This window comes from Nonomuraea sp. NPDC059023, from assembly GCF_042740095.1.
Taxonomy (GTDB): domain Bacteria; phylum Actinomycetota; class Actinomycetes; order Streptosporangiales; family Streptosporangiaceae; genus Nonomuraea.
Genome location: NZ_JBHYIO010000038.1, coordinates 114,894 through 133,084 on the forward strand (window position 1 = coordinate 114,894; position 18,191 = coordinate 133,084).

Below are 18,191 nucleotides of genomic sequence, written 5' to 3' on the forward strand. Positions count from 1 at the left end.
GCACATCCTGACCCCGCTCAACCGGAGGCCGCCTCCCGGACCGGAGCGACGGCTGGAGCCCGTTCGGGACCCCTGAGGCCGGCCCAGGCGCCCAGGGCGATGACCGCGGCCACCTCCGTGGCGGCCATGCCGCGTTCGACCAGGCCGAGCGGCATGACCTGCCACCACGCGAGCCCGTTGCGGGTGGCCAGCACGATGGCCGCGCCGATGCCCGCCACCCACATCACCGACCCGAGCCCGAGCAGGAACGTCACCCAGGACATCCCGTGCCGATGCCGCCACGGCCGCGCGATGACCAGCGCCGCGATCGGCAGGCTCAGGAAGGCGATGAAGCTGCCCACCCGGTGGATGCTGCCGCTCAGGCTCGGCCCGACCGCCCAGTCGTGCTTGGGGAACGACGCCGTGATCAGCAGCCCCACGCTCCAGGCCAGCAGTGCGACGGTCCCGAACCAGCCGGCGATGCGCCGCCTGGCCAGTGACAGCCCGATCGCCGCCGAGCCGAGGGCCAGCGTGCCCACGCCGAGTCCGAAGATCCATCCCTGGTCGCCCAGGCCGTGCTCGCTGATCGTGCGGCGCAGGGGGTTGACCTCGCCCAGGTAGGCGAGATCCAGCCCGATGATCACCGCCACCCCGGCCACGACCGCCCCGAGCCCCGCCCGTGCCGCTCTCTCCATGCAGAAGACAACGGCCGCGATCCCGGCCCGATTCCGGGTGGAAACGTGGAGGGGCTGGGTTACGTTCGGAAGATGGACAAGGGGATGCTTGCCGAATGCCGTCACCTGCTCGATCACGGCATGCCGCAAGAGGTCCGCACGGCGTTCGACGCCGATCGGGGCTACCTGCCGCTGGCCATGGACAGATCGGGTGAGGGCGGGGCGGTGGCGGTGCTGTCCGACCGCAACGGCGGGCCCATGATCATGGTCCACCTGTTCAAGAAGCGGGGTGGCGACTGGGAGCACCGGGGCGGCGGCGGAGGCGGGACGATCGAGTATCCGCTGGTCGGCCGCGTGCCGGCGAAGGGGCCCGAGGACTACCTGCGGTGCCCGGGTAACGGCGGGGTGCTGATGAACCCGGAGCACCGGCTGCCCTGGACCGGCTGGTATCTACGGCACGCCGAGCTGACCGCCTCGGCCGAGGTACGGCGGGTGCGGGTGCGCGGACGCCTCATCGAAGTCCCCTTCCACGGCTTCCTGATCGTGGTCTGGTCGGCCCGCCGGGCACCCGCGGTGGAGGCGCTCGGCGAGGACGGCGAGGTGCTCACCACCCTGGACGTGAGCGGCCCCACCCTTCATTGAGCCGAAACGTTAGGCGTCGGCACCGACAGTTTCCGCCGCGCGCCGGATATCGTCGAAGTGTGAATGAACGTCCCGGATCCTGGCTGCCGAAACTCGCCGAGGTGGGCGAGCGGCTGGCCGAGGAATGGCAGTCGGCGCGCGGCCAGCAGCGCGCGAGCGACCTGCCCCAGCCGCACGAACTGCGCGCCTCCGACGCCGACCGCGAGCGCGTCGCCCAAGTGCTCCAGGACGCCCACGCCGACGGCCGCATCACCCTCGACGAGCTGGAGGAACGCCTCGGCGTCCTCTACTCCGCCCGCACCCTCGGCGACCTGGCCGGCCTCACCGTCGACCTGCTCCCCGCCGACGAGCAGCCGCTGCTCCTGGACGGGCGGCCGGTCGCGGCGATCTTCAAGAAGGAGGAGCGCGGCGGCCGCTGGGTGGTTCCGGCGGAGCTCGCCGTGACCGCGATGTTCGGGACGACCAAACTCGACCTGCGCGACGCGATCCTGCAGAACCGGCGCGTCATCATCAACGCGACGCTGGTACTCGGCGGGCTGGAGATCCACGTGCCCGAGGGGCTTGAGGTGATCCGCGTGTCCAAGGACAAGACCGTGCGCCTCACCAAGCAGCCCACCGAGCCCGACGGGCCGGTGGTCGAGGTCCGCACCACCAACTTCATGGGCGACGTCAAGGTCAAGGAGCCGCCTCGCCGTAAGCGCCGTCGCTGACTTCCGGTACGGCCCGCCGTACCGGAAGCCGGAAAAGCGGGCTCAGCCCGCGGTGTCGAAGTTGATCGCGGAGTAGGCGCGCAGCTTCCAGAGCTGGTGCTCGCTCTCGATCTTCCTGATCGTTCCCGAACGGCCGCGCATCACCAGCGAGTGCGTCACCGCCACGCCACCGCGGAAGCGCACACCCTGCATGAGCTCGCCCTGCGTGATCCCGGTCGCGGCGAAGAAGACGTCGTCGGAGCGGACGAGGTCGTTGGTGGTGAGGACCTGGCCGAGGTTCAGGCCGGCGTCGAGCGCCTTGCGCCGCTCGGCCTCGTCACGCGGCCACAGCTTGCCCTGGATGACGCCGCCCAGGCACTTCAGCGCGCAGGCGGCCACGATGCCTTCCGGGGTGCCGCCGATGCCGAGCATCAGGTCGATGCCCGTGCCGGCGCGCGCGGCCATGATGGCGCCGGCCACGTCGCCGTCGGGGATGAACTTGATCCGCGCGCCCGTCTCCCTGATCTCCTTGACGATCTGGTCGTGCCGCGGGCGGTCGAGGATGACCACGGTGACGTCGGCGGGGGAGGAGCCCTTGGCGCGGGCGACGGCCTGGATGTTCGCCGCCACGGGGGCTTCGATGTCCACCACGTCGGCCGCTTCCGGGCCGGTGACGAGCTTCTCCATGTAGAACACGGCCGACGGGTCGAACATCGAGCCCCGCTCGCTCACCGCGATCACCGAGACCGCGTCCGGCATGCCGAGCGCCGTGAGCCGGGTGCCGTCGATCGGGTCGACGGCCACGTCGCACTCGGGACCGCTCCCGTCACCGACCTGCTCGCCGTTGAACAACATGGGCGCGTGGTCCTTCTCGCCCTCGCCGATCACGACGACACCGTTCATGGACACGGTGTTGATGAGCTGGCGCATCGCGTTGACGGCGGCGCCGTCCGCGCCGTTCTTGTCGCCTCTGCCCACCCAGCGCGCGGCGGCCATCGCGGCCGCCTCGGTGACGCGGACGAGCTCCATGGCGAGGTTTCGATCAGGGGCGTGCTCGCCCGTGGCCAGCGCTGCGGGTACAGACGTCTGATCGGACATGATGGTGGGGCCTCCTCGTGGACAACTGCCTCGATCGTAGTTGCCCCTCTATCCCCGGTCAGCGGAGGATAATGTGCCTCTCATGAGCAGCGATGTGGAACGGGCGGTGACGGGCCGGGGCGCGGCCACCCGTGTCGGCCTTCTCACGGCGGCCAAAGAGGTCTTCGTCTCGAAGGGTTTCGCGGAGGCGGGCGTGACCGATGTGGTGGCGCGCGCCAACGCAAGCGTCGGCAGCCTCTACCACCACTTCTCCGGCAAGGCCGATCTCTACCTCACGCTGTTCGAGGACTTCCAGGGCAGACAGACGCAGCGGACCAAGCGGGCCGCCCGCGAGGCCCGCGAGACGGGCGACCAGGACCCGATGCGCGTCTTCCTGCGCGCCGCCCGCGCCTACCTCGACGGCTGCCTGGAAGAGCGCGAGCTGGCCGCGCTGTTCCTGCGCGGGGACGGGCCGCCCGGATTCGAGGTCGTCATGCGCGATCGGCTCCGCACGTGGGCCTCGCGCAACGCCGCCCTGTTCGAGGGACAGCCCGCCCTGGTGATCGCCATCACCGGCGCGCTGGCCGCGGCCGTGAACGAGGTCACGCTCTCCGGCGACCGCAAGCTGGCCGACGACGTCCTCGCCATCATCGGCCAACTCCGACCCGTCGCCCCGGCAGGGTAGCCTCATCAGTTGTGCGGTTGACCCGAACTTTCTACTCCTACGTGGTGGCCCTGCTCGTCTGCCTGGCGGCGGTGGGCCTGTTCCTGCTGATGACGCCCCAGAGCAGGACAGAGCGCATCCCCAAGCGGGACTACTCGATCACGCTGGCCAACTTCAACCGGGCCGTGCCGTACAAGGTGTGGGGCCCCGCCCAGGACCCCGGCGGCTGGGTCCCCAACAGCAACCGCATCGCCGACGGCGCGAACGGCGCGAAGGTCCTCTATCTGGGGTACGCGACCGCGAAGCGCGAGCATGCCATGTTCGCCCAGTCGGGTGAGCAGCCGAGCGCCGGGTTCGGCAACCGCATGGCCAACAGCGACAAGTCCGTCGGCACCGAGCAGGTCAACGGCCAGCCCTGGGACAAGCGCTTCCGCGAGGACAAGAACCAGCGGACCCTGATCAGAACGCTGCCCGGAGTCACCCTCGTGGTCACCGGCACGGCCGACTGGCCCGAACTCGCCCAGCTGGCCGCCGCCCTCAAGGAAGTCCCCAAGCCCGCCGCCTGAGCTACCGCGCGATCGCCCCGACCAGCGCGTCGAGCCCGTCCTTGATCTGCTCGACCGTGAACCCGCGCTCGGTGCGCTGGAAGCTGAGCAGGCCCACGTTGACGGGCGCGAGCAGTACGTCGGCCAGGAAACGCTGGTCGGCGCCCGGCCGGAGCTGGGCGAGCAGCGCGGTCAGGTGGGCGTGGTAGACGTGGTACGGGCCGGTGAAGCGGGCCTTCGGCGAACTCTTCTCCAGGAGCAGAAAGAGTTCTTCCTGCCCGAAGAAGTGGTCGACGAGGGCGCGCAGGAACGCGGAGATCCGCTCGCCGGGCGTGCCCCCCGGCCCCAGCGGTGAGGGACCGCTCAGGAACGCCGCCTGGAAGTGCCGTTCCCGCTCGTCGATGAGCGCGTAGAGCAGCCCCGCGCGGTCGCCGAAGCGGCGGTAGACGGTCCCGACTCCCACGCAGGCCTCACGCGCCACCTCGTCGAGCGAGAGCTGCTCGGCGCCGCGTTCGGCGATCATGCGGGCGGCGCAGTCGACGATCTTCTGCCGGTTGCGTGCGGCATCGGCGCGTTCGGGAGGAGGTTGCCCGAGAACGGGGAGGAGCTGGCGTTCGCACACAGCTTGAGCATAGCCACTTGGAAACGGAGACTTCTCCGGTTAGTCTGATGCGGAGAGTTCTCCGTTTATATGTTTTGGGAGTGGCAATGCCGAACGACTTCAACCAGAAGGTGATCGAGGAGTTCCGGGCCAACGCCGGAAAGGTCGGCGGATACTTCGAAGGTCACGACCTCGTCCTTCTCACCACCAAGGGCGCCAAGACCGGCAACGAGACGACCTCGCCGGTGATGTACCTCCCGGACGGCGACCGCTACGTGATCATCGCCTCGAACGCCGGCGCCGACAACCACCCGGCCTGGTACCACAACCTGCTGGCCAACCCGGAGTTGACCGCCGAGATCGGCACCGAGACGTTCTCCGCCAAGGCCCAGCAGATCGACGGCAAGGAACGCGACGAGCTCTACGCCCGCATGGTCGCCATCGCCCCCGGCTTCGCCGAATACGAGGCCAAAACCACGCGCCGCATCCCCGTCCTCTCCCTCCACCGCACCTGATATCTCTCTTCACGCTTCCTGCGCGCCTTGGGCGTCTCGCGCGCACGCCCAAACCCCTTCAAACTGCTTCAACCCCGCCCAGCATTTACGGCCCAGCCAAGTGAGCCCCACCCGCCGTCCGTGGCTGGGCCCCGTCCAGGGGAACGGTCGTCCAGCGTGCGTGGCGGGCCACCGTAACGACCGCCCCGCCGGCCACCCGCGTGGTCCACGGGTCCGACCACGCGGCAGCCCACCAACCCCGACCCCGCGCTCACCGCCAACCCCGAGCCCACGCGGCGGGTTCGCCGGCCGGAACCAGGCGCGGACCGCCGGTTCCGAACCCCGTGGCGTGGTGCTAGAACGGGGTGTCGTCGGTGGGTTCGGTGCGGCGGGCCATGGCGGCGGCGAGTTTGACGCGGGCCCCCTGCAGCCACTCCTCGCACACCGCGGCCAGCTTCTCCCCCCGCTCCCACAGCTCGATCGACTGCTCCAAGGTCAGCCCGCCCGTCTCCAGGCGGCGCACCACCTCGGTCAGCTCCTCCCGAGCCTGCTCGTACGACGGTGTCCTGTCGGAGGAGGCCCCGGGTGCGTTCTCATCTGCCACGCGACCCACCCTAGAGTCAGAGACCGACAATCGCGCCCTGGCCCGCCGATGGCCGTACCCGGCCCTGACCTGGTTCGCCTAGGACTCGTCGAGGGCGGGCTGCTCGGGCGCGGCCTTCTTGCGCGGCTTCCTGGCAGGCTTCGGCGCCGCGTCACCCCCAGAACCGGTGCCGCCCTCGGCCCGTACGGCCAGCCGGTCGTCGCTCAGCCGGATCGTCAGCACGTCGCCCGGCGCCACATCCTTGGCCAGCCGTACCACGTCCCCGTCGGGACGCTGCACGATCGCATACCCCCGCTCCAACGTCGCCGCCGGAGACAGGGCCACGAGCTGGGCCCGCAGGTGCGACAGCGAGTCGGCGGCCCGGTCCAGCGAACCCGTCAGGCTGCGCCGCGTGCGATCCCGCAGCGCGTCGACCTGCTCGGCCCTGCGTTCGAGCTCGCGTACCGGATCCGCCAGCGACGGGCGCGAACGCACCGACGTCAGCCACGACATCTCGCGGTCGAGCCAGCCGCCCACCACCCGGCGCCCCCGGTCACGCAGTTGCCGCACCAGCGTCAGCTGCTCGCCGACGTCCGGCACGACCTTCTTGGCCGCGTCCGTCGGCGTGGAGGCGCGCACGTCGGCCACCAGGTCGAGCAGCGGACTGTCCTGCTCGTGGCCGATCGCGCTCACCACCGGGGTACGGCAGGCCGCCACCGCCCTGACCAGGCTCTCGTCCGAGAACGGCAGCAGGTCCTCCAGCGAACCCCCGCCCCGCGCGACCACGATCACGTCGACCTCGCGGTCGGCGTCGAGCTTGCCGAGCGCCTCGGTGACCTCGCCCACGGCGTAAGGCCCCTGGACGGCCACCTCCTCGACCTTGAACCGCACCGCCGGCCAGCGGCGCCGCGAGTTCTCCAGCACGTCGCGCTCGGCCGCCGAGTCACGGCCGCAGATCAGCCCGATCGTGCCCGGCAGGAACGGCAGCCTGCGCTTGCGGTCGGCGTTGAACAGCCCTTCGGCGGCCAGCAACTGCCGCAACCGCTCCAGCCTGGCCAGCAGTTCGCCCACACCGACCGGCCGGATCTCCAGGGCGGTGAACGCGAACGATCCCCTGTTGACCCAGAAGTCCGGCTTGACGTGCACGACGACCCTGGCGCCGTCGGTCGGCCTCGGCACGGTCGCCTCGTAGACGCCGCGCGGCGCGGTGACCCGCGCGCTGACGTTGGCCACCGGGTCGCGCAGGGTCAGGAAGACCGTGCCGCCGCGCGCGCTCAGGTCGGTGATCTGGCCCTCGACCCAGACCGTGCCGAGCTTGCCGATCCACCCGCCGACCATCTGCAGGACCGTACGGATCGGCAAGGGCGACTCGGGAGAGGTCTTCGAGCTCATGGCGGCAGACTACGGTGCCCGGCCGACTATTCTCCGGCTTCGAGCTTGGCCAGGCGGTTCTCGTACATCTTCACGACCTCCGGCCGCCCCTGCGTGGCCCGCTCGTAGGCGAGCAGCTCACCGATCTGCGCCGCGCTCTTCCCACGCATCCGCGCGCGGAGCGAAGCAACCGTCAGCTCCCCATACCCCACCAAAGGCTCCCCAGGTACGGCTCCCGCCCCCTGAACAGCCTCCCCGGCACCCGGCTCGGCAACAGCCTTCTTGGCGGCGGGCTTGGAAGCAGCGGCCCTTGAAGCGGGGGCCTTGGAAGCGGCGGGCTTGGAAGCGGCGGGCTTGGAGGCGGCGGGCTTCGCGGCGGCGGGCTTCGCGGTGGCGGTCCTGGCAGGCGCCTTCCGCGCGGGCTTCTTGACCGGCGCCTCGGCCTCGGTCCCGATCGCGGCTTCGGAAGCGGTAGCCGTGGTGGCGGCCTCCGGGGTCGCGGCCTTCGGAGCCGCGGTCTTCGGCTTGGCGCTCGCGCGCTTGGCGGTCGTGCGCTTGGCCACAGGCTCGGCCGACTCGACGACAACCGCCTCGATGACGGCGTCCTTGGCGACGGGCTCCGCGCTGACGGGCTCCTCGGCGACGGCCTCGGTGGTGACGGCCTCCTTGGCGACGGGCTCGGTGGTGGCGGCATCGGTGGCGGTGGGCTTCTTGGGAGCCGGTTCCTCCACGACAACCGGCTTGACCTCGACAGCCTCAGTGGCGGAAACAGCCTCGGCCGCGGTGGTGGCCTCGGTCGCCGGGGATGCGGGCGGGGTGGGCTCGGTGGCCGAGGGGGTGGGGTCCGGCTTGGCGGACGGGGTGAAGATGACCGGGTCCGCCTTGGCCTTCGGGGCGGTGCCGTTCGGCTCGGCGGCGCCCGTGGCGCTCGGACGGGGCGCGAAGATGACCGGCTCCCGGCGCGCGGGCTTGTCCTCCGTGCTCTCGGCCAGCTGTTCGGTGGCGGGACGCTTGGTCTCCTCCGCCTCTTCCCGTGAGGCCAGCCCCTTGATCGAGTTCTTGACCCGGTCCACGAGCAGCAACGCCTGCCCGGCGGCGCTCAAGGTGGACTGGATGACGACGAGTGGCAGCTCCTTGGCCTTTTCCTTGTTGGTGATGGTCTTGGCGATGTTCCGTATCACGTCGCTGAGGGACATGAGGACTCCCTGGTTTACGCGGGGCGGGGGGCCCGTATTGGACGGCTAGTCTGGCAAACGCGTAACGGGCACGCACGCGCCGGCCGGTTCGCCGCTCCACGTAGCATAGGGAGCATGGAGCCGAAGACCCCCACCAGCCGACGCGTCCTCGTGGCCAAGCCCCGCGGCTACTGCGCCGGAGTCGATCGAGCCGTGGTCGCGGTCGAGAAGGCTTTGGAGCAGTACGGCGCCCCCATTTACGTGCGCAAGCAGATCGTCCACAACACCCACGTGGTCAAGACCCTGGAGGCCAGGGGCGCCATTTTCGTCGAGGAGACCGAGGAGGTCCCCGAAGGCGAGATCGTGGTCTTCTCCGCCCACGGCGTGAGCCCGGCGGTCCACGAGGAGGCCCGCAACCGGCAGCTGCGCACGATCGACGCCACCTGCCCGCTGGTGACGAAGGTCCACAACGAGGCCAAGCGCTTCGCCGGCCAGGACTACGACATCCTGCTCATCGGCCACGAGGGCCACGAAGAGGTGGAAGGCACCGCGGGCGAGGCCCCGGAGCACATCCAGCTCGTCGACGGCCTCGACTCGGTCGAGCGCATCCAGGTCAAGGACCCGAGCCGGCTGGTCTGGCTCTCGCAGACGACCCTGTCGGTCGACGAGACCGTCGAGACGGTCAACCGCCTGAAGGAGCGCTTCCCGACGCTGCTCGACCCGCCGAGCGACGACATCTGCTACGCCACCCAGAACCGCCAGGTCGCGGTGAAGGAGATCGCCGCGGAGTCACAGCTCGTCATCGTGGTCGGCTCGGAGAACTCCTCCAACTCCAAGCGCCTGGTCGAGGTGGCCAAGGACTACGGCGCCGACGCCTCCTACCTGGTCGACTACGCCGCCGACATCCGGGACGAGTGGCTGGAGGGCGTCGACACAGTCGGCGTGACCAGCGGCGCCTCGGTTCCCGAGGAACTGGTCGAGGAGGTGCTGGTCCGCCTGGCCAAGCACGGCTTCGACGACGTGCGCGAAGTGCAGCCGGTGGACGAGCGCGTGCGCTTCGCCCTGCCCCACGAGCTGCGCAAGGACCTGCGCGCCTCCTGAGCCCAGATGGACCCGCCGCGAGGGACGAAGGCCCTGGTGGGCCCCCGGCAAAGGGTGGTCAGGGCTCGTCGCGGCGGGCGGTGCCGTACACGCGAGGCTCGAAGTAGCCCTCGGGTTCGGGCGCGAAGGCCTGCTCCCTGCGCGGGCGCGGCACGTCCGTCACCGACCGCAGCTCCTCGCGCAGGTCGCGCACGTTGTCGCGCAGGCCGCGCCGCCAGGCGACGGCCAGCACGATCGCCGACCCCGCGAACAGCCAGGGCGCGCCCGCCGACATCGAGGTGTAGAGGCCGAGCGCGAGTGAGCCGAGCACCGACGCGGAGCTGAAGGCCCGCAGCAGCTCGACGATGAACGTGGCGCAGAAGAACACCAGAGGCGGCGTCACCACCAGCGACAACAGTTCGCGCCGGTTGACGAGCATCGCCCCGAACAGGTTCCCCGCGATGAAGACCAGTCCCATCAGGAACCCCAGCCCGAACACCGATGCCAGGACATATCCCGCCACGGTGGCCACGAAGGCGAGCGCGACCGCGCCCCGGGCGGTCAGCTTCACAGCCGAACGCCTGCCTTTCCCACTCACCGGTCCCGCCCCCCTTACTGCGACCCGTTGGCCAACTTACCGTTCGCCTGCGAAAGCAGAGACGAGGTTTCCAGTAGTTCGGGGGAGGCGAGGGGCCTGGGCAGCCCCTCGAGCATCTCGGGCGCGTCGAGGTCGCCGTCGACGACGCCGAGATCGTGAAGCTTGCGCGCCGTGACCAGAACACGGCTTTCGAGCGAACCGACCGTCTTGTTGTACGCCTCCACGGACCGCGTCAGAGCCTTGCCCAGCGCGTCCACGTTACGCCCCAGCGACGACAGCCGCTCGTACAGTTCCTTGCCCAGCTCGAACACCGCCCGCGCGTTCTCGCTCAGCGCCGCCTGCTGCCAGGCGTAGTGCGCGGTGCGCAGCATCGTGATCAGCGTGGTCGGGGTGGCGATGTGCACCCGCCTGACCATCGCGTACTCCAGCAGCCCCGGGTCACGTTCCAACGCCGGCGCCAGGAACGCCTCGCCCGGGATGAACAGCACCACGAACTCGGGCGACGGGTTGAACCCCTGCCAGTACGCCTTCGAGGCGAGCTGGTCGACGTGCTGGCGTACGTGCTTGGCGTGGGCGTCGAGGCGTACCGATGCCAGGGACTCGTCCCCGGCCTCCGCGGCCTCCAGGTAGGCGGCGAGGGAGACCTTGGAGTCGACCACGATGTTCTTGCCGCCGGCCAGCCGTACGACCATGTCGGGGCGCTGGGCGCCCTCGGTGACCTGCTCGTCGAAGTCGCAGTGGCGCTGCATGCCGGCGATCTCGGCCACGCGGCGCAGCTGCAGTTCGCCCCAGCGTCCGCGCGCCTCCGGCCGCTGCAATGCGCGCACGAGCGTCGTCGTCTGGGAGCGGAGTTGTTCGTTGCTCTGCCGTACGAACTCCATCTGCTGTGACAGCTCGGCGCGGGCGGCGCGCGCGCCCGTCTCGCTGTCGCGCAGCTGCGTCTCGACCCGGGCCAGCAGGTCCTTCAGTGGCTCCACCAGGTGCTCGACGGCCTGCTTGCGCTGTTCCAGCTCGCCGCTTGCCTCGGCGCGGGTGGCGGCGAAGCGGGTCTCGGCGAGTTCGAGGAAGCGGATGTTGTTGACGTCGAGCGCGCGGGTCGACAGCGCCTGGAACCGCTCCGCGAGCTGCCCCTCGACGTAGGCGAGCTTGTCGGCGGACGCCTTCGCCCTCGCGTCGGCCTCGGCCACCCGTACCGCCATCCTGGTCCGCGCCAGCAGGAACCCGATGGCGACCCCGACGGCCAGTCCGATGAGAAGCGAGACGACATCCACTCCACGCATGGTCGCATGACATCGGGCAGTGGATCTTCCCGACACGCTTGTGCATTCCGCTTGTGCGGTACATCTCGCGTCACTCAGAGTACCCATATGGCTACCGGATCGCGGATGATCGTCTCGCTCGCCGCCACCGTCGCGGTGGCCGCCGTCGTGCTCGCCGCGGCGAGCACGGTCATCGCGGGCCGCTCCGGGCCCGCGCCGCCCCCACTCGCCCAGCCGCCCCGCCAGACGCTGATGTGGTCGCCCGGCGCCTGCGTGAGCCGCGACGGCGCCCGCTTCGCGCTGGCCCCGTGCGTCAGGGGCGAGGCCGAGGTCCTCACGCTCGCCGCCGACCCGCCCGGCCGCGGCCGGTGTCCCGACGACACCGACGAGGTGGTGCGGGTGGGGCGGGGCCGTACCGCCTGCGTGCGCGCGTTCCTGGAGCCCCACCCCGGCCGCGCGGGCGCGGGCGGCGGCGTGCTGCGCGCGGGCGACTGCGTGGCCTTGGACGGCCGCGAGCGTCCCTGCACAAGCTCCAGCTGGTACGGCAGAGCCGTCGCCATAACCGGCGAAGCGGACGCCTGCCCGGCGGCCACCCTCGACGCCCTGGCGCTCAGGGACGGCGTCGTCTGCCTCGGCAGGGGCGGGAACGTCCTGGCCGAAGGGATGTGCGTGGCCAAGCCGGGCAAGGGCGTGGTCATGCGGTCGGCCATCGCGGGCGTACCGTGCTCGTCGCCGCGCGCCTGGGCCCGCGTCACCTCGTTCGGGACCTCGGCCCGGGGCTGCCCCCAAGGCTCGGACCGCTATCTGCGCGCTCGCGGCGCCTTTCGCCCGGTGACCTGCTTGCACCTTGTGAGCAAGTAAACTCACCCGACGTGAGCCTCTCAATCGGCATCGTCGGCCTGCCCAACGTCGGTAAGTCCACGCTCTTCAACGCGCTGACCAAGACCGGCAACGCGCTGGCGGCCAACTACCCGTTCGCCACCATCGAGCCCAACGTGGGCATCGTGGGCGTGCCCGACGACCGGCTGCCCAAGCTGGCCGAGATCTTCGGCTCGGCCAGGATCCTCCCGGCGAAGGTCGAGTTCGTCGACATCGCGGGCCTGGTGCGGGGCGCCTCCGAGGGGCAGGGCAGGGGTAACCAGTTCCTCGCCAACATCCGCGACACCGACGCGATCTGCCAGGTCATCCGGGTCTTCGCCGATCCCGACGTGACCCACGTCGACGGCGAGATCTCTCCCAAGCGCGACATCGAGACGATCAACACCGAGCTCATCTACGCCGACCTGCAGACCGTGGAGAAGGCGATCCCGCGCCTGCAGAAGGAGGCGCGTACCAACAAGGACAAGAAGAGCGCGCTGGAGGCGGCGGAGGCCGCGGCCAAGGTGCTGGAGACCGGCAAGACCGTCTTCGAGAGCGGGCTGGACCTGGAGGGGCTGCGCGAGCTGCACCTGCTGACGGCCAAGCCGTTCCTCTACGTGTTCAACCTCGACGCCGACGAGCTCGTCGACCCCGCCCTGCGCGAGCAGCTGTCCGCGCTGGTGGCTCCGGCCGAAGCGGTCTTCCTCGACGCCAAGATCGAGTCCGAGCTGGTCGAGCTGGACGACGAGGAGGCCCTGGAGCTGCTCCAGTCGGTCGGCCAGGAGGAGTCCGGACTGTCGCAGCTCGCTCGGGTGGGCTTCGAGACGCTGGGTCTGCAGACGTACCTGACGGCCGGTCCCAAGGAGACGCGGGCCTGGACGATCAAGAAGGGCGCCACCGCCCCAGAGGCGGCCGGAGTGATCCACACCGACTTCCAGCGCGGCTTCATCAAGGCCGAGATCGTCTCCTTCGGTGACCTGGTCGGTGCGGGTTCGATCGCCAATGCCCGGTCGGCGGGGAAGGCCCGGATCGAAGGTAAGGACTACGTCATGCGCGATGGTGATGTCGTCGAGTTTCGCTTCAACGTTTGACCATCTACGTCAACCCCTCCCGGCGCTCATGCGTCGAATCGTCACGGCGTTCACGCTGACTCGGGAGGGCCTGATGATCCGTCGCATACTTCGCAAACGACGCCCCACGCCGTCGCTGACCGGCATCAGCACGGAGGAGGAGCTCGCCTTGCTCAGGGTTGAGCTCATGTACGGCCTGCGGGTCAACCGCGAGGCCTATCTGCGCAGGAAGGTCGATGAGCGGGCCGAGGCCGCCGCCCGCCTGCACGGCGCGGACGCCGCGGACATCCTTGCCGGGCTGCGCGACTCGCTGGAGCGCGCGCTGCCCCGGCACAGAGCCATCGACCGGGCCATCGACCGGGGCTCCCGGCGCAATGTCATCGACCTTCGTGGCCGCAACGTCGTCGAGTTGCACGGGCGTCGCCAGGCGGAGGATCCTGAGCCCGCCTGACCAGCGCGAAGATCGTCAGACCGCACTCCGCTCGGGGTGCGGTTTGTCGCGTCTTATACCAAATGCGCAGATCGGGACAGTCCCCGCGCCATTTGGACAGCAATCTCTGGCCGTTGGGTAATGGGCGGCGCCCATCAGGCCTGGTCGAATGCCAATTCCACAGGAAAGGGACAGGAGGCGGCACTCCGTCCTGTCATACGGACTCGGTTTGCCCCCGAGCGGCGATGCCTGCAGCATGGGCGTGGCTTTCCTGGAACAATTGGCGGGACCGGATAAGGTGACACCTTCACCACGGATGATGGGGATCGGCAACGGACGACACCGCGCCAGCCGGGGGGACGGGCGCGAGCGGAGGCGTGATGGCTCGTAGGTCAACCGTCCAGCACGGTCCTCGGACCTCTGGCGACCCTGACCTTTCCGCGCGCCCTGAAACGGCTGACTTCGGCGCGCCGGCCACCAGGCCGCGGCGTGGCCGCTGGTCGGGCGGTGGCGGACGCTGGCTGGTCTGGGCCGGCCGCGCCATTCTCTGGGCGCTTATTGTGGTTATCGTGGTGAATGGGGTTCGTGCCCTATTCGAGCGGGCCACCCAGTCGAATACCCCGGCCGCGAATGAGACCTCGCAGGTCGCGCAGGGATTCCCCAGCGACCAGGCCTCCGCCTTCGCCGCGCAGTTCGCCGGCGTTTACCTGAATTTCACCGCGGCGGAGGCGGCGAGCAGGGCGGGCAAGCTCGCGGCCTTCCTGCCCGACGGCGCCGACCCGCAGTTCGGCTGGGACAGCTATGGCCGCCTCGGCGCGGTCGGCATCCAGCCGTACACCATCGAGGTCACCGACGCGAAGAACGCGGTGGTCTCGGTGGTCTTCCAGACGGGCAACCGCAGATTGCTGCTGTCCGTGCCGGTCTACTACTCGGGTGACGACGGCGGGCGGAAGTTCGTCGTCTCCGGCAGGCCCGCCCTGCTGCCCGCTCCCGGCGCGGCCGACCTGCCTCAGGTGGCCGGGCCCGAGGGCGACGAGGCGGCGCAGACGGAGCTCAAGCCTCAGCTCGAAGCCTTCTTCAAGGCCTACGCGCAGGGCGACACCCAGTCGCTCAAGCGCTACTTCGTCGCGGGGGAGACCCTGCCCGACCTGGGCGGGGCGCTGTCCTTCGGCGAGCTCAAGAGTGTCGTGGTGCCTGTGGGGGGTGCCACCAGAGAGATCAAGGCCGAGGTGGTGTGGGTCGTGCCGACCGGTGCGACGCCGTCGGCCGAACCGACCGCCGACCCCAACGCGGTCGGCGGCCGTCTCGAGCAGGCCTATCGCCTCACTGTCGTGAAGCAGGGCGACAAGTGGTACGTCCAGGACATCCGTGGCGCCGGTCGGGCCGTTGGATAGACGCACACACTCGCGTTGCTGATCGGCACCCCCCGGGAGGACAAGAAGTGATCTTGAAGACCGTAGTGCTCAACTTGATCGACCTGGCGGCGGCGCTCACGCCCTCGCCCGCACCGACGGGCCCCGACACCTCGGGGCTCGCCAACTTCCTGCGCGGCTTCTTCGCCCCGCTCTTCCTCGTCGTCGTCTCCGTGGTCGCGCTCTTCTTCCTCTTCACCCGCGAGATCACGAGATTCGTGCAATTCCTGATCTTGGCTGTGGGGATCGGCGTGATCTTCTACGTTCCCAACATCATCGAAGTCACGGCCAAGGCGATCGCTGGGGCTCTGGGTATCAAGTAAGGGTTGAACCCGGGCCCTGGCGGTCATTGAACGAGCGAGCGGGTGGAGAGGAGGACCGCGTGGACCTGCCCACGTATACCAATATCTGGCGAATTGAGAAGCGGCTCTACAAGCTGTACGACCTACGGCTGCCGACGCCGCTCCCCATCGTCTGGATCGGGATCTTCGCCGGTGTCCTGGCCCCGTGGTCGTTCCTGCTCTACATCGTCGGCCTGCCGTTCGAGACTCCGTGGCACGTGGTCTACCTCGTGCCTCCCGGCATCGTCACCTGGCTGTCCACCCGCCCCGTCATCGAGAACAAGCGCCTGACCGAGGTCATGCAGTCGCAGCTGCGCTACATGGGCGAGCCGCGCGCCTGGACCCGCATGGCTCCGGCCGCCGAGCCGGAGGCGGTGACGTTCTCCGGCCGGGTGTGGCGGGTGCTGCCCGTCCGGGCGAAGGCGCCCAAGAAGGCCCGCCACGCGATGCGCAAGCCCGCCACGGCCCCCGCGCCCTCCGTCCGTTCCGTCCGCCCCGCCGTGGCCGCGGCGGCCGCCGCCGCGACGTCCGCGCCGGTCGCCACCCCGCCCACCCGCTGGGGCGCCGCGACACCGGGCCGCCGCGGCACCGCCCCGGCCCTGGCCACCGCCCAGCTCTCTCCCGCCGAGCCGGTCGCCGACCCGCCCGTGCGGGCCGAAGAGCCCCAGCGCGCGCCCGGGTCGAGACGCGCCACCAAGCGCCCCGCCGAGATTCCGGTACGGCACGCCGACCCCTTCGAGCAACCCCACCCCGAACAGGCACACCCGGATCCGGTACGCCCGGATCCGGTACGCCCGGAGATGGTGCGACCGGAGGCGGGGCGGCTGGAACCGGTGCGCCTGGAGGGGGTCCGTCCGCAGGCGGCGGACGCCGAGACGGCCCGCGTCGACCCTGCCCACTCCGAAGCGGCCCGCCCTGAAGCTGCCCATCCCGAAACGGCACGCCCTGAAGCGGCACGCCCTGAAGCGGCCCGCCCGGAGGCGGTGCGGCTGGAGGGGGTGCGGGAGGACACCACAGCGGCTGGGGCGTCTGGCCAGGATGTGGCTGGCCCCGAGGTTGCTGGGACCGGTCCCGAGGTTGCTGGGACGGGGCGCGAGGTTGCCGGGGCTGGGCGCGTACCGGAGAAGGGCGTCGCGGCGGGGAAGCCGATCGATGCCGAGGCGTTGCGCAGGTTGCGGCGGCTCGCGGCCACCGCGGACCCGGGTGCCGCACAGGGCGACGCTGTTCAAGGTCCGCCGCTGCCCGAGGCGCCGGGGGAGCAGGTTCCGGACGAGGCGCGGTTGCAGCATCGCAAGGGACAGCCGCCCAGGCCGGGCGCTCCGCTGCCGTTGCCGGGGGGCCAGCCCGCCTGGCCGTCCGCGAAGGAGCCCAAGGAGCCCAAGGAGCCCAAGCCGGTCACGAACCCTCTCACCAACCCCGTCGCCAAGCCGGTGACGAGCCCGGTCGCCAAGCCGGTCACCAACCCCGTGTCCAAGCCGGACGCGAAGCCGGTCGGCAAGCCCGGGGCGGGGCTTCCGGCCGCCGGGCTGCCCGTCGCCGGTCACCCCGTGGGGGCCGAGCAGGTCGGCGGGCCCGGGGGGAAGCGGGCCGAGGCGGTGCGGCCGAGCGAGGGGCAGGACGAGCGGGTGCCGGGGCCCAGGACGGGTGACGGGCGGGTGCGGCGGGTCGAGTCCGTCGTCGGGCGGGACTCCGGCGGCTGGCGGCGCATCGCGCAGGTCGTGGTCGGCGGCGGCGGGCCCAGGACCGACGGGTCGGAGATCGACGAGGCGCGCGCCCGCGCCGTGTTCGGGGGCAGCCGCCGGATCGTGGTGCTCGGGTGTACGGGCGGCGCCGGGCAGAGCACGACCGCGTTGATGCTCGGCCACACCCTGGCCAAGATCCGCGACGACCGGGTGGTGGCCGTCGACGCCAACACCGGCGCCAACACCCTGACCAGCCGCATCAAGCCCGAGTCCCCCGAGACGCTGGCCAGCCTGCTGTCCGGGCTCGACCGGGTCAGCGGGTATCTGACGATGCGTGGCTACACCAGCCGTACCTCTTCGGGGCTGGAGGTGATCGGGGCCGACACCGACGCGGGGGCCGAGCAGCGGATGTCGGACCGGACGTTGTTCTCCGACCACCGGCTCGGCCAGGCGGTTCACCTGCTGGACCGCCACTACAAGCTCGCCGTGATCGATCCGGCCGCGGCGCTGGCCGCCCGCGTCCTGCCGTACGCCGACCAACTGGTCCTCGTCGTCCCCGCGAGCGAGGAGGCGTCGGAGGCGGTGGCGATGACGTTCGAGTGGCTCGACGGCCACGGCTGTGCCGATCTGCGCAGGCGCGCGGTGATCGTGGTCAACGGTGTGAGCAGGCGCTCGATGGCCGACGTCGAGCAGGCCGAGGCGGTGGCCCGTGGCAGGTGCCGGGCGATCGTCCGGGTCCCCTGGGAGGACGAGCTGGCGCCGGACGGCGTCGACGCCGTCGATCCGGGGCAGTTGCGCGCGGCCGGGCGGCGGGCCTATCTGGCCCTCGCTGGGGTCGTGGTGGCGGGCTTCGCGGCACAGACGGTCCGAGCGAGCGAAGAGGAGTTGGCGAGTGACCCCCCGGGCACGAGAATCGGTGAGCGTTAAGTGAACATGCGTGCAGGTCAGGCCCGTTCATGCGCCGAGG

The 18,191-nt window shown here is 70.7% G+C and carries 20 protein-coding genes; 12 read left to right on the forward strand and 8 right to left on the reverse strand.

Annotation, left to right across the window (positions count from 1 at the left end):
* Window positions 1-17: 17 nt before the first annotated feature.
* The gene (locus tag ACFWYW_RS45610) at window positions 18-674 is read right to left on the reverse strand and encodes a DUF998 domain-containing protein (RefSeq protein WP_379610680.1); all 657 of its coding nucleotides are present in this window, start codon (window positions 672-674) and stop codon (window positions 18-20) included.
* A gap of 72 nt (window positions 675-746) precedes the next feature.
* On the opposite strand from ACFWYW_RS45610, the gene ACFWYW_RS45615 reads away from it, so the two are divergent.
* Both ACFWYW_RS45615 and ACFWYW_RS45620 read left to right on the forward strand, forming a co-directional pair.
* Window positions 747-1,295 (forward strand): hypothetical protein, encoded by a 549-nt coding sequence (locus tag ACFWYW_RS45615; RefSeq protein ID WP_379610679.1) that lies wholly within the window; start codon window positions 747-749, stop codon window positions 1,293-1,295.
* Window positions 1,296-1,354: 59 nt separating this feature from the next.
* Window positions 1,355-2,005: a DUF1707 domain-containing protein gene (locus ACFWYW_RS45620; protein WP_379610678.1), complete on the forward strand. Its 651-nt coding sequence runs from the start codon at window positions 1,355-1,357 to the stop codon at window positions 2,003-2,005.
* Window positions 2,006-2,047: 42 nt separating this feature from the next.
* Here ACFWYW_RS45620 and glpX read toward each other — a convergent pair whose 3' ends face one another.
* Window positions 2,048-3,082, reverse strand: coding sequence for a class II fructose-bisphosphatase (gene glpX, locus ACFWYW_RS45625; RefSeq protein WP_379610677.1), 1,035 nt, complete (start codon window positions 3,080-3,082; stop codon window positions 2,048-2,050).
* An 82-nt stretch (window positions 3,083-3,164) separates the two neighbouring features.
* Here glpX and ACFWYW_RS45630 point away from each other — a divergent pair, with 82 nt between their 5' ends.
* Window positions 3,165-3,746 (forward strand): TetR/AcrR family transcriptional regulator, encoded by a 582-nt coding sequence (locus ACFWYW_RS45630; RefSeq protein WP_379610676.1) that lies wholly within the window; start codon window positions 3,165-3,167, stop codon window positions 3,744-3,746.
* A gap of 11 nt (window positions 3,747-3,757) precedes the next feature.
* On the forward strand, window positions 3,758-4,291 hold the full coding sequence (locus tag ACFWYW_RS45635; protein ID WP_379610674.1) for a DUF4245 domain-containing protein: 534 nt from the start codon (window positions 3,758-3,760) through the stop codon (window positions 4,289-4,291).
* Between the two features lies 1 nt (window position 4,292).
* On the opposite strand, the gene ACFWYW_RS45640 is transcribed toward ACFWYW_RS45635, so the two are convergent.
* On the reverse strand, window positions 4,293-4,892 hold the full coding sequence (locus tag ACFWYW_RS45640; protein WP_379610673.1) for a TetR/AcrR family transcriptional regulator: 600 nt from the start codon (window positions 4,890-4,892) through the stop codon (window positions 4,293-4,295).
* An 86-nt stretch (window positions 4,893-4,978) separates the two neighbouring features.
* On the opposite strand from ACFWYW_RS45640, the gene ACFWYW_RS45645 reads away from it, so the two are divergent.
* On the forward strand, window positions 4,979-5,386 hold the full coding sequence (locus ACFWYW_RS45645; protein ID WP_379610672.1) for a nitroreductase family deazaflavin-dependent oxidoreductase: 408 nt from the start codon (window positions 4,979-4,981) through the stop codon (window positions 5,384-5,386).
* A 334-nt stretch (window positions 5,387-5,720) separates the two neighbouring features.
* On the opposite strand, the gene ACFWYW_RS45650 is transcribed toward ACFWYW_RS45645, so the two are convergent.
* The 3 genes from ACFWYW_RS45650 to ACFWYW_RS45660 form a co-directional block, all read right to left on the reverse strand.
* Window positions 5,721-5,969 (reverse strand): exodeoxyribonuclease VII small subunit, encoded by a 249-nt coding sequence (locus ACFWYW_RS45650; RefSeq protein WP_379610671.1) that lies wholly within the window; start codon window positions 5,967-5,969, stop codon window positions 5,721-5,723.
* Between the two features lie 78 nt (window positions 5,970-6,047).
* Complete coding sequence (gene xseA, locus ACFWYW_RS45655) at window positions 6,048-7,340, reverse strand: exodeoxyribonuclease VII large subunit (protein ID WP_379610670.1); 1,293 nt, start codon at window positions 7,338-7,340, stop codon at window positions 6,048-6,050.
* A 26-nt stretch (window positions 7,341-7,366) separates the two neighbouring features.
* Window positions 7,367-8,515, reverse strand: coding sequence for a hypothetical protein (locus ACFWYW_RS45660; protein ID WP_379610669.1), 1,149 nt, complete (start codon window positions 8,513-8,515; stop codon window positions 7,367-7,369).
* A 114-nt stretch (window positions 8,516-8,629) separates the two neighbouring features.
* Between ACFWYW_RS45660 and ACFWYW_RS45665 the strand changes: the two genes are divergently transcribed.
* A complete protein-coding gene (locus ACFWYW_RS45665; protein ID WP_379610668.1) occupies window positions 8,630-9,595 on the forward strand; it encodes a 4-hydroxy-3-methylbut-2-enyl diphosphate reductase in 966 nt (321 codons plus the stop codon).
* A gap of 58 nt (window positions 9,596-9,653) precedes the next feature.
* Here the strand turns inward: ACFWYW_RS45665 and ACFWYW_RS45670 are convergent, their stop codons facing one another.
* Window positions 9,654-10,145, reverse strand: a complete 492-nt coding sequence (locus ACFWYW_RS45670; protein ID WP_312896584.1) for a DUF6542 domain-containing protein — start codon at window positions 10,143-10,145, stop codon at window positions 9,654-9,656.
* 41 nt (window positions 10,146-10,186) lie between these two features.
* Complete coding sequence (rmuC, locus tag ACFWYW_RS45675; protein ID WP_379610666.1) at window positions 10,187-11,452, reverse strand: DNA recombination protein RmuC; 1,266 nt, start codon at window positions 11,450-11,452, stop codon at window positions 10,187-10,189.
* 87 nt (window positions 11,453-11,539) lie between these two features.
* Between rmuC and ACFWYW_RS45680 the strand changes: the two genes are divergently transcribed.
* The 6 genes from ACFWYW_RS45680 (at window position 11,540) to ACFWYW_RS45705 (ending at window position 18,151) form a co-directional block, all read left to right on the forward strand.
* A complete protein-coding gene (locus ACFWYW_RS45680) occupies window positions 11,540-12,292 on the forward strand; it encodes a hypothetical protein (RefSeq protein ID WP_379610665.1) in 753 nt (250 codons plus the stop codon).
* 11 nt (window positions 12,293-12,303) lie between these two features.
* The gene (ychF, locus tag ACFWYW_RS45685; RefSeq protein WP_379610664.1) at window positions 12,304-13,380 is read left to right on the forward strand and encodes a redox-regulated ATPase YchF; all 1,077 of its coding nucleotides are present in this window, start codon (window positions 12,304-12,306) and stop codon (window positions 13,378-13,380) included.
* Between the two features lie 73 nt (window positions 13,381-13,453).
* Window positions 13,454-13,810, forward strand: coding sequence for a hypothetical protein (locus ACFWYW_RS45690; RefSeq protein WP_379610663.1), 357 nt, complete (start codon window positions 13,454-13,456; stop codon window positions 13,808-13,810).
* Window positions 13,811-14,358: 548 nt separating this feature from the next.
* On the forward strand, window positions 14,359-15,183 hold the full coding sequence (locus ACFWYW_RS45695) for a conjugal transfer protein (protein ID WP_379610662.1): 825 nt from the start codon (window positions 14,359-14,361) through the stop codon (window positions 15,181-15,183).
* A 47-nt stretch (window positions 15,184-15,230) separates the two neighbouring features.
* On the forward strand, window positions 15,231-15,524 hold the full coding sequence (locus ACFWYW_RS45700) for a hypothetical protein (protein ID WP_379610661.1): 294 nt from the start codon (window positions 15,231-15,233) through the stop codon (window positions 15,522-15,524).
* Between the two features lie 59 nt (window positions 15,525-15,583).
* On the forward strand, window positions 15,584-18,151 hold the full coding sequence (locus tag ACFWYW_RS45705) for a TcpE family conjugal transfer membrane protein (protein WP_379610660.1): 2,568 nt from the start codon (window positions 15,584-15,586) through the stop codon (window positions 18,149-18,151).
* The last annotated feature ends 40 nt before the right edge of the window (window positions 18,152-18,191 follow it).